Source organism: uncultured Amaricoccus sp. (assembly GCF_937891315.1).
GTDB lineage: Bacteria > Pseudomonadota > Alphaproteobacteria > Rhodobacterales > Rhodobacteraceae > Amaricoccus.
This window is the reverse complement of record NZ_CALAGI010000161.1, coordinates 1-10,760: the sequence shown is the minus strand read 5'-3', so window position 1 is coordinate 10,760 and position 10,760 is coordinate 1. Positions and strand designations below refer to the sequence as shown.

8 protein-coding genes are annotated in these 10,760 nt (G+C 68.7%); 2 read left to right on the top strand and 6 right to left on the bottom strand.

What is annotated here, in order from left to right:
• Positions 1-130: 130 nt before the first annotated feature.
• From xylA to xylF, 5 genes are all read right to left on the bottom strand, one after another.
• Complete coding sequence (xylA, locus tag Q0480_RS16145) at positions 131-1,435, bottom strand: xylose isomerase (RefSeq protein WP_299134461.1); 1,305 nt, start codon at positions 1,433-1,435, stop codon at positions 131-133.
• A 3-nt stretch (positions 1,436-1,438) separates the two neighbouring features.
• Positions 1,439-2,881 carry a xylulokinase gene (xylB, locus tag Q0480_RS16140; protein ID WP_299134458.1) on the bottom strand — a complete coding sequence of 481 codons (1,443 nt, stop codon included), beginning with the start codon at positions 2,879-2,881 and terminating at the stop codon, positions 1,439-1,441.
• Positions 2,882-2,956: 75 nt separating this feature from the next.
• Positions 2,957-3,733 (bottom strand): ATP-binding cassette domain-containing protein, encoded by a 777-nt coding sequence (locus tag Q0480_RS16135; RefSeq protein WP_299134457.1) that lies wholly within the window; start codon positions 3,731-3,733, stop codon positions 2,957-2,959.
• Positions 3,730-4,995, bottom strand: a complete 1,266-nt coding sequence (locus tag Q0480_RS16130; RefSeq protein WP_299134454.1) for a sugar ABC transporter permease — start codon at positions 4,993-4,995, stop codon at positions 3,730-3,732. The genes Q0480_RS16135 and Q0480_RS16130 overlap by 4 nt, the downstream gene beginning before the upstream one ends.
• A gap of 108 nt (positions 4,996-5,103) precedes the next feature.
• Positions 5,104-6,135: a D-xylose ABC transporter substrate-binding protein gene (gene xylF / locus Q0480_RS16125; protein ID WP_299134451.1), complete on the bottom strand. Its 1,032-nt coding sequence runs from the start codon at positions 6,133-6,135 to the stop codon at positions 5,104-5,106.
• A 286-nt stretch (positions 6,136-6,421) separates the two neighbouring features.
• Between xylF and Q0480_RS16120 the strand changes: the two genes are divergently transcribed.
• Entirely contained in the window at positions 6,422-7,702 is a 1,281-nt protein-coding gene (locus tag Q0480_RS16120; protein ID WP_299134449.1) for an ROK family protein, read from the top strand.
• Between the two features lie 71 nt (positions 7,703-7,773).
• Here the strand turns inward: Q0480_RS16120 and Q0480_RS16115 are convergent, their stop codons facing one another.
• On the bottom strand, positions 7,774-8,727 hold the full coding sequence (locus tag Q0480_RS16115; protein WP_299134447.1) for a TAXI family TRAP transporter solute-binding subunit: 954 nt from the start codon (positions 8,725-8,727) through the stop codon (positions 7,774-7,776).
• Between the two features lie 294 nt (positions 8,728-9,021).
• Between Q0480_RS16115 and Q0480_RS16110 the strand changes: the two genes are divergently transcribed.
• Positions 9,022-10,752: a SulP family inorganic anion transporter gene (locus tag Q0480_RS16110; protein ID WP_299134464.1), complete on the top strand. Its 1,731-nt coding sequence runs from the start codon at positions 9,022-9,024 to the stop codon at positions 10,750-10,752.
• Positions 10,753-10,760 lie beyond the last annotated feature (8 nt).

Below are 10,760 nucleotides of genomic sequence, written 5' to 3'. Positions count from 1 at the left end.
CCGCGGGGCTTCCGGCGCACTGGAGGGCTGAGCCCCGGGTCAGCGAAGGGGCGCCCGGGTGGCTGGCGTCGCGCTGGCTCCGGGCGCGCGGCGCCGTGCGTGGATAGGGTCGCGCCGGCGGCGCCGAGGGTCAGACGAAGCGGTTGACGAGGTTTTCCAGCTTCTCCTGCTTGCCGGAGCGGGGCTGGGGGTCGATGTTGTCGTGGTCGACCCAGGCTGCGATGGCGGCGAGATCGGCTTCGACAAGCATGTTCCGCGCCTCCGGCGTCTCCCAGCCGGCGTAGCGGTCGGCCAGCGCCTGGTCGAGGCCGCCGTCCTCGATGATCGCCGCCGCGGCGAGCAGGGCGCGGGCGCAGACATCCATGCCGCCGACATGCGCGGCGATCAGATCCTCGGGGTCGAGTGATTGCCGCCGCAGCTTGGAATCGAAATTGAAGCCGCCGGTGACGAAGCCGCCGCCCTTCAGGATCTGGTGGATCGCCACCGCGAGTTCCGGCACGTTGTTCGGAAACTGGTCGGTGTCCCAGCCGGATTGATAGTCGTTGCGGTTGGCATCGACGCTGCCGAAAATGCCGAGCGCGACCGCCGTTGCGATCTCATGTTCGAAGGAATGGCCGGCGAGGACCGCGTGGCCGACCTCGATATTGACCTTCACCTCCTTTTCCAGGCCGAAGCGCCGCAGGAAGCCGTAGACGGTCGCGACGTCGTAATCATACTGGTGCTTGGTCGGCTCCTGCGGCTTCGGCTCGATGAGGATGGTGCCGGGAAAGCCGATGCGGTGCTTGTAGTCGACAACCTTCGACAGGAAGCGCCCGAGCTGGTCGAGCTCGCGTCCCATGTCGGTATTGAGCAGCGTCTCATAGCCCTCGCGTCCGCCCCAGAGCACGTAGTTGGCCCCGCCGAGCTGGTGGGTCACGTCGAGCGCGCATTTCACCTGGGCGGCGGCGTAGGCGAAGACCTCCGGATCGGGGTTGGTCGCCGCGCCGGACATGAAGCGGCGGTTCGAGAACAGGTTCGCCGTGCCCCAGAGCAGCCGGGTCGCGCTGGTCTCCATCCGCCGGGCGAAATAGTCGGCGATCTCGCGCACGTTGCGGTTGGATTCGGCGAGACTCTGGCCCTCGGGCGCGATGTCGCGGTCGTGGAAGGCGAAGAACGGCGCGCCGAGCAGGTCGAACATCTCGAAGGCGATCTCGGCCTTCAGCCGCGCCGCCTCCATGCCGCCGCCGAACCACGGCCGCTCGAAGGTCCGCCCGCCGAACGGATCGCCACCTTCCCAGGCGAAGCTGTGCCAATAGGCGATCGACAGGCGCAGCTGATCCTCCATCCGCTTGCCGAGCACCAGGCGGTCGGGCTGGTAGAAGCGGAAGGCGAGCGGGTTCTCGCTTTCCGGACCTTCGAACGGGATGGGCGCGATACCTTCGAAGAAATCGCTCACGGGTCAGGTCTCCTTCAGTGCGGGATAGAGCGCGCGATAGTGGGCATGGCCCTCGCGATAGCGTGTGACGAGGGAGGCTTCCGGCTCGATGGCGCGCAGGATCTCGGGCGCCGCGCAGATCTCGGCCGGAGTGGCACCCTCGGCGGCGCAGATCGCGAGGCGCGCCGCGCCGAGCGCCGCGCCGACATCGGCGTCGGCCGCGATCTCGATCGGACGGTCGAGCACCGAGGCGATGATCCGGAGCCAGGCTTCGGAGCGGGCACCGCCGCCGACGGCGAGCGCCGAGGCGAAGTCGGTGCCGGCGTCGGCGAGGACGCGCTGGCAATCGGCGAAGGCATAGGCGACGCCCTCCATCACCGCCTGGGTCAGGTCGGCGAGGCCGGTCGACTGGGCGAGGCCGATGAAGGCGCCGCGGGCGGCCGCGTCGTTGTGCGGTGTGCGCTCCCCGGAGAGGTGAGGGAGGAAGGTGACGCGGCTGGGGCCAGCCTCGAGACTGACGGCGCTGGCCAGTTCGGCGGGCTTCCGGCCGGCGACGCGGGAGAGCCATTCCAGGCTGTCGGAGGCGGAGAGGATCACGCCCATCTGGTGCCAGGTATCCGGGATGGCATGGGCGAAGGCATGAACCGCGCCGTCGGTGTTGGGCGAGAAGCGGGCGTTCGAGACGAAGAGTACGCCCGAGGTGCCAAGCGAGATGAAGGCGTCCCCGGGCGTGGTGACGCCGACGCCGCAGGCGGCGGCCGCGTTGTCGCCCGCGCCGCCGGCGACGACCACCGGGCCGGGAATGCTCCAGCGGCTGGCCAACTCCGGCAGCAGGTCGCCGGACGGCGCGCTGCCCTCGACGAGGCGGGGCATGTGGGCGCGGGTAAGCCCGGTCGCCTCCAGCAGATCGTCGGACCAGTCGCGGGCCCCGACATCGAGCCAGAGCGTGCCGGAAGCGTCCGACATATCCGAGACATGATGGCCGGTCAGGCGGAAGCGGACATAGTCCTTCGGCAGCAGCACGGTGTCGATATCGGCGAAGATCTCCGGCTCGTGCTTTCTCAGCCAGAGGATCTTCGGCGCGGTGAAGCCCGGCATGGCGATATTGCCGGCGATCTCGCGCGAGCGTGGGCAGGCGGCTTCGAGCTCGGCGCATTCGGCCATGGCGCGGCCGTCGTTCCAGAGGATCGCGGGCCGGAGCAGGCGGTCGTCATGGTCGAGGCAGACCGCCCCGTGCATCTGACCGGAGAGGCCGATGCCGCGGAGCGCGGCGAGCGAATGCTGGCGCGCGATGGCGTCGATGGTGGCGAGGACGGCGGCCCACCAGGCCTCGGGATCCTGCTCGGACCAGCCGGGGCGCGGGCGCTGGACGGTCAGCGGTTCGCTCGCCTGGGCGAGCAGGCGTTGGTCGCGGCCAAAGAGCACGGTCTTGACCGACGATGTGCCGATATCGATGCCGAGATACATGAGATCAGACCTGAGCTGTGGGAGAGGGCAGTGGGGCTCGGAATGCCGGGTGCAGGGTATCGGGCTGGCGCGCGGTCATTGGACGGGCGCCGCGGGCTGCTTGCCGAGGATGATCATGCCGAGGATGTCGTCCTCGGTCACGTCCCCGACCCGGACGGTGCCGACGAGCTTGCCGTTCTTCATCACCGAGACCCGGTCGCAGAGCGCCATCACGTCGCGTATGTCGTGGCTGATGAGGAAGATGCCGATGCCCTCGGCCTTGAGCTGCTCGATCAGTTCGCCGACCATCTGGGTCTCCTTCACACCGAGGGCGGCGGTCGGCTCGTCCATGATCAGGATGCGGGCGTTGAAATAGACCGCGCGGGCGATGGCGACGGACTGGCGTTGTCCGCCGGACAGCGCCTTGACCGGGGCGTGGAACTTCTGGAAGTTCGGATTGAGCCGCTTCAGGATCTTGCGGGTCTCGGCCTCCATCCGGTCGTCATCGACGAAGCCGAGCGGGGTGACGAGTTCGCGCCCGAGGAACAGGTTGGAGGCCGCGTCGAGATTGTCGGCCAGCGCCAGCGTCTGGTAGATCGTCTCGATATTGTAGCGGCGGGCGTCGCGGGGCGTGCGGATGTCCGCCTTCTCGCCATTGATCAGGATCTCGCCGGTATCGGCCTGATATGCGCCGGACAGGACCTTGATCAGCGTCGATTTGCCGGCGCCGTTGTGGCCGAGCAGGCCGACGACCTCGCCCGGGAAGAGATCGACGCTGACATGGTCGACGGCTTGGACGCCGCCGAAGCTGATGCAGATGTCGCGCATGTCGACGAGGGGCGTGACTCCGTCGATTTGGCCTCGATGGGTCATGCGCCGGTCCTCCGTCGGTAGATGATGTCGATCAGCACCGCGAGCACCAGCACCACGCCGACCACGATCGATTGCAGCGGCGCGTCTACCCCGACCATCGCCATGCCGGACTGCAGGCTCTGCATGATCAGCGCGCCGATGATCGCGCCGTAGATGGTGCCCACGCCGCCCGAGAGCGCGGTGCCGCCGATCACCGCCGCCGCGATGGTGCGCAATTCGTCGAGCGTGCCGAGGTCGTTGCCGACCGCGCCGAGCCGGGCCGAGGCGATAACCGAGGCGATGGCGGTCAGCCCGCCCATCAGCGCGAAGATCTTGACGGTCAGGAGCCGCGTATTGATGCCCGAAAGCTCCGCCGCGTCCGGATTGCCGCCGGTTGCGAAGACATAGCGCCCGAAGCGGGTGCGGCGGGCGACCACGGTCATCGCCACCGCGACGGCGAGCAGGATGACGACCGGGATCGCCACGCCCTGTGCCATGTTGATCGGTCCGTCCGGGATCGGCTCGCCGCGCGCGGCGAGGATGTTCCTCGCCGCCTGCTCGGGCACCGGATAGGCGTTCATCAGCGCGACGAAGGCGAGGATCAGTCCGACGACGATCCCCGCCACGGTAACCTCCGCCCAGAGCGGTTTCACCGGAAATCCGTGCGAGGTCTTGCGCCGGCGCGAGGCAAAGATGAGCGCGATCGCGGCGAAGGCCGCGACGAGACCGAGGGCCCAGCTCCAGGTTGCGCCAAGCGTGCCGCCCGTGCCGCCGCCGAGCAGCTTGAAGGTCGGGTCGAGCGGCGCGACGGTCTGGCCGCTCGTCACCCACCAGGCCGCGCCGCGCCAGACGAGCAACCCGCCCAGCGTCACGATGAAGGCCGGCACCCCGAGATAGCCGATGATATAGCCCTGGAAGCCGCCGATCAGCACCCCGGTGATGATCCCGCCCAGCACCGCGAGGATCCAGATCGAACCGCCGCCGGCGCCGACGATCCCGGGCAGATAGTGGAGCTGAAGCGTGCCCATGATCATGCCGACGAAGCCGAGCAGCGAGCCGACGCTGAGGTCGATATTCCGGGTGACGATCACGAACACCATCCCGGTCGCCATCACCGCCACCGAGGCGGTCTGCACCGAAAGGTTGAACAGGTTGCGCGGGGTCAGGAATCGGCCGCCGGTGGTGGCGTCGAACACCAGCCAGATCACGACGAGGGCCCCGATCATGCCCACGAGCCTGAGATCTATTTCGAGCGACTTCGCCGCCCTGCCGACTAGGCTCATCTCGCGCACTCCTGTCACGCACGCCGACAATCGGGGTCCGGGGCACTTCAGCGCCCAGGTCAAGCGGAGCGGGACGGTGGCGCCCCGCTCCTCCCGTCGCTGGTCGGCTCAGCCGCAGGCGGGGGCGGCGCCGGCCGGGACGCTGGCGCAGAGCGCGTCCTTCTTGATCCAGCCCGCGTCGATGACCACGTCGAGATTGTCCTTGGTGATCGGAACCGGGGTCAGGAACAGCGCGTCCAGTTCGACGCCGCCGGCCGATGTCCATTTGTGCGCGCCTTCGACCTTGTCGGGCGTGGAACCGCCAGCCAGAGCCAGCGCGATCTCCGCCGCTTCCTTGCCAAGTTCGCGCGAGTCCTTCCAGATCGTCACGGTCTGGGTGCCGAGCGCCACGCGGTTCAGCGCGGCGGCGTCGGCGTCCTGGCCCGAGACCGGGATGCCTTCCATGCCCTGGGCGGTCAGCGCCGCGACCACCCCGCCGGCGGTGCCGTCGTTCGAGGCCACCACCGCGTCGACCTTGTTGTCGGTCGCCGTCAGGATCTGCTCCATGTTGCGCTGGGCGTTGGCGGGCAGCCAGCCGTCGGTATAGGCCTCGCCGACGATGGCGATGTCGCCGGCGTCGATCGCCTTTTGCAATACCTCCTGCTGGCCGCCGCGCAGGAAGTCGGCGTTGGGATCGGTGGGCGACCCCTTGATCATCACGTAGTTGCCCTTCGGTGCCTTTTCGAACACGGCGGCGGCCTGCATCCGGCCGACCTCGACATTGTCGAAGGTCAGATAGAAGGCGCGCGGATCCTCGATCAGCCGGTCATAGCCGACGACGGGGATGCCTTCGTTCGCCGCGGCCTCGATGGCCGGGCCGATGGCCGCGCTGTCCTGGGCGAGGATGATGAGCGCGTTGGCGCCGCTCGCGATCAGGCTCTCGACGTCGGACAGCTGCTTGGCCGACGAACTCTGCGCGTCGGCGGAGATGTATTTGGCACCCGCCGCTTCGAGCGCGGCCTTGATCGCCGCCTCGTCGGTTTTCCAGCGCTCTTCCTGGAAGTTGGACCAGCTGACGCCGACCGTCAGATCCTGGGCCATGGCGGTGCTCGCGAGGCCCGAGGCCAGCACGGCGGCGGCCAGGATTGAGAATGATTTCATGCGGAAGTCCTCCCGTTGCGGCATGAACCGGCTTTTTCCCCGCCCAGGCATGATTCCGTGCCGAGCGAGATTCTTGCGGGGAGATTCCGGCGATTAAATTCGATTGTCAAATTTATTTTGACTTGTGATTTGAAGTGAGCGCCTACTCGCGACCACGGCGGGTTATATATCGTGAGATTCTTGTAATGTTGCGCCGCGAAAGGAGTGTCTCATGCCGCGGGCGCGAAGAGAAAGTTCACCTTCCGAATTTAAATGGCGACGCTTTCACCGGCACGGGGGCGGATGAATGCCCGATGGCCTGCCCGCGCAGCCGCAGGGCCTGCGCCTGCGCAACCGCCGCGCCGTTCTCTCCGCGATCCGGCGCCTGCGTCGCGCGGCGCGGGTAGATGTCGCGCGGGACACCGGGATCAGCGCGGCGACCGTGACCTCGATCACCGCCGAACTGGTGGCCGAAGGGCTGGTCGAGGAGGTGCTGGACGAGGCTCCCGAGCCCGGCGAGCGGGGCGGTGCCCGCGGTCGTCCCCGTGTGCTGCTGCGCGTCCGGCCCGACGCCTTCCTGGTCTGCGGCGCCAAGATCTCGGAGGATCATATCACCGTCACCCTGATGGATTTCGAGGGCGGTGAGCAACTGAACCATGTCGCGCGGATGCCGCGGGGCAGCGACTCCGCGGCGCCGGTCGCGGGCCATCTCCGCGCCGCCGTCGCCGAGGCGCTCACGTTGCTCGGCCGCGATTTCGGCGCGCTCGACTGCCTCGGCGTCGGCCTGCCCGGATTTCTGGAGGCGAGCCGGCGGCTGGTGCATTGGAGCCCGTGCTTTCGGGCGCGCGACGTCGATTTCGGCGCGCTGCTCGACGAGGCCTTCCCCTGCCCGGTGTTCCTCGACAACGACGCCAACCTCGCCGCGCTGGCCGAGCAATGGTTCGGTTACGGCAAGGGCGTGCCGGAGTTCCTGGTCGTCACCATCGAGCATGGCGTCGGCATGGGCATCGTGCTCGACCACAAGCTCTATCGCGGCGGCCGCGGCATCGGCGCGGAATTCGGCCACACCAAGGTCGAACTCGACGGCGCGCTCTGCCGCTGTGGCCAACGCGGCTGTCTCGAGGCCTATGTCGCCGACTACGCGCTGCTGCGCGAGGCGACGACGGCGCTCGATCTCGGCGCCCGTCCGGTCGACCGACAGGCCGAACTCGACGCGCTGTTCGCGGCGGCCAAGGCCGGGGATGCGATGGCGCTCTCGATCTTCAATCGGGCTGGGCGGATGTTCAGCCTGGCGCTGGCCAATCTGGTCAATATCTTCGACCCGGCGCTCATCATCTTTTCCGGCGAGCAGATGCGCTACGACTTCCTCTATGGGACGCGGGTGCTCGACCAGATGCGCGACAACGCGCTCTGCCTGGACCGGCCGCCGCCGGAGGTGCGGGTGCATAAATGGGGCGATCGGCTGTGGGCGATGGGCGCGGCGGCGCTGGCGATCGACGGGCTGACCGACCGCGTCCTCGGCAGCCGCGCGAACGACCAGAGCGAAAGTCGCCCCGGCAGAACCGGGCCGTCCGCTCCGGCATATTGACCTGTCGCACCATCCTGACCACCGGACGATCCCGTCTGGTTGGAGATTGCCCTCGCACCGCGCCGGAATTCCTACGGGAGCCAGCCCTGCTCGCGGTAGTAGCGCTCGGCGCCGGGATGCAGCGGGGCGGTCAGGCCGCGGCGGATCATCTGGTCGCGGTCGAGGGTGCCGAGCGCGGGATTCAGGCCGACGAGCGTGTCGAAATCCTGGAAGATCGCCCTGGTCACCGTGTAGACCACCTCCTCCGGTACATCGGCGCGGGTGACGACCGTGGCGCCGACCCCGAAGGTCGGCACGTCGGCCGGTATCCCGCGATAGAGCCCGCCGGGGATCACGGTGGCGAAATAGGCGGGGTCGGACGCGATCACCGCCTCCACCGCCGGGCCGGTCACTCGCACCAATACCGCGTCGCAGAGGCCGGTCACCTCCTGCACCACCAGCGCCGGATGGCCGATCGCGAGCACGAAGGCGTCGATCGACCCGCCGCAGAGCGCGGTATCGAGATCCTCGGGCGGCACCTCCTCGACGGCGGCGAAGCTCGTCTCGGTCCAGCCGAGGCCGGCCATCAGCTTGCCCATCAGCGCCCGCTGGCCGGAGCCGACCGAGATCCGCTTGCCGGGGAGGTCGGAGAGGGCGGCGATGCCCGACCCTTTCCGCGTGACGATGGTCAGCGGCTCGGCATGGAGCGACATGACCGAGCGCAGCGCGGTGTCGGGGCCATCGTCCGCGAAATCCCCGGTGCCGCGCCAGGCATCGGCCTGGCTGTCGGACTGGGCGAGCGCCAGATCGAGCCCGCCGCCGCGCAGGCCGGCGAGATTGCCGACCGAACCCTCGGTGACACGGGCGGCGCAACGGATGCCATGCTCGCGCCGCGTCTGGTTCACGAGGCGGCAGAGCGACACGCCGACGGGAAAATACACCCCCGCCACGCTGCCGGTGCCCATCCAGACCAGCCGCGCCTCGATCGCGCCGACGCTGGAAGCGCCGAGGACCAGCGCGGTGAGGAACGCAATGATACGGATCAATGTCGCCTCCGCGGGTTCGGGGCAGGGTAGCCCGGCGCCGGACGCGAAGCAATCGCGCGGCGTGCGCGACCCAGGGGTGGGGAGGGATGCCGAACCGCGGGCCGCCGGGACTCCGGCGGTCCGGCTTTACGCATTTACCGGCGGGGAGAATTGCGCGCCGTTCGGCCGCTTGCTTGGCCGGTATCGTCGGGCCAGGTTCATTTCGTCGTCGCAGCGTCGCATCGCACGGCCTTGCGGCGGCGCGGCAAAGGCGCCACAAGCCTTGAGAGCTCTTTTCCAGTGACTTTTCCCGTCATGCCGCCTTCCACGTTGTCGCCGAATACCGAGTTCGTTCCGAAGCTCGTCACAACCCTGCGCGAAGGCTATGGCGCGCGCCAGCTGCGGGCCGACGCCGTGGCCGGCCTCACGGTCGCGATCGTCGCGCTGCCGCTGTCGATGGCGATCGCCATCGCCGCGGACGTCGCGCCCAAGATGGGGCTGATCACCGCGATCGTCGGCGGCTTCCTCGTCTCGGCGCTCGGCGGCAGCAGGTTCCAGATCGGCGGACCGGCCGGCGCCTTCATCGTGCTGATCGGCGCGACGGTGCAGGCGCATGGCATCGACGGGCTGATCCTCGCCACCTTCCTGTCCGGGCTGATGCTGCTGGCGGTCGGGGCGCTGCGGCTCGGTACCTATATAAAGTTCATCCCCTTTCCGGTCACCGTCGGCTTTACCGCCGGGATCGGGGCCGTCATCTTCGCCAGCCAGATCAGGCCGCTGCTCGGTCTGACGCTTGACGGGCCGGAACCGGGGCCGCTGATCGAGAAGCTGCTTGTCCTCTGGCACGCGCTTCCGACAATGGATCCCGCGACCTGCGCGCTGTCCGCCGCCTCGATCGGCGCGATGATCTGGATGCGGGTCACCCGGCCGCGATGGCCGCGAATGCTGATCGCGGTGGTCGCCGCCACCCTCGTCGCCTGGGTCTTCAGCTTGCCGGTCGCCACGATCGCCTCGACCTTCGGCGCGCTGACCGGGGATCCGTCGTCGCCCGCGCTGCCGACCTTCTCCTTCGAGAAGATCACCGCGGTGATGCCGGCCGCGATTTCCTTCACCTTGCTCGGCGCCATCGAGTCGCTGCTTTCGGCGGTGGTCGCGGACGGCATGACCGGGCGACGGCATCGGTCGAATACCGAACTGGTGGCGCAGGGGTTCGCCAACATGGGCTCGGCTCTGTTCGGTGGCTTCTGCGTGACGGGGACCATCGCCCGCACCGCGACCAATGTGCGGGCCGGGGCGCATGGGCCGGTCGCCGGCATGCTGCACAGCGTCTTCCTGCTGGCCTTCCTGCTCGTCGCCGCGCCGCTCGCGGGCTATATCCCGCTGGCCGTGCTGTCAGCCGTGCTCGCGCTCGTCGCCTGGGACATGGTGGAGAAACCGGCCTTCGTCGCGTTGACGCGGGCCTCGCGCGGCGACGCGGCGGTGCTCTATGTCACGCTGCTGCTCACCATCTTCCGCGACCTGACCGAGGCGATCCTGGTCGGTTTCGCCCTCGGCGCGCTGCTCTTCATCCATCGCATGTCGCAGGCGGTGGAGATCGCGACCGGCCATGCCGATCGCGACGAGGACGACCGCGCGCCCTATGCCGAGGAGGGCGCGCGGCCGGATGTGCTCATCTATCACATCCGCGGCGCGGTGTTCTTCGGCGCGGTCTCGACCGTCGGCGCGGTGCTCGAACGGATCTCGGACGCGCACAAGTTGCTGGTGGTCGATTTCACCGATGTGACGCTGGTCGACAGTTCGGCCGCGCATATGATCGAAGGTCTGGCGCACAAGGCCAAGCGGCGGGGGGTCGCGATCTACCTGACCGGGACCACCCCCGAATTGCGCCGCGAATTTCTGGCCCACGGCGCGCGACCACCCCTCGTGCGCTACGCGCCGACGGTGGAGTCGGCGCTGGAGTCCGCCCGGCGGCGAGGGTGGATTTCCGGTGCCGTCCAGAGCGGAGTCCGATCCGGCAGAGCCGGCTCGTCCGCTCCAGAGTCTTGATTTAGCGC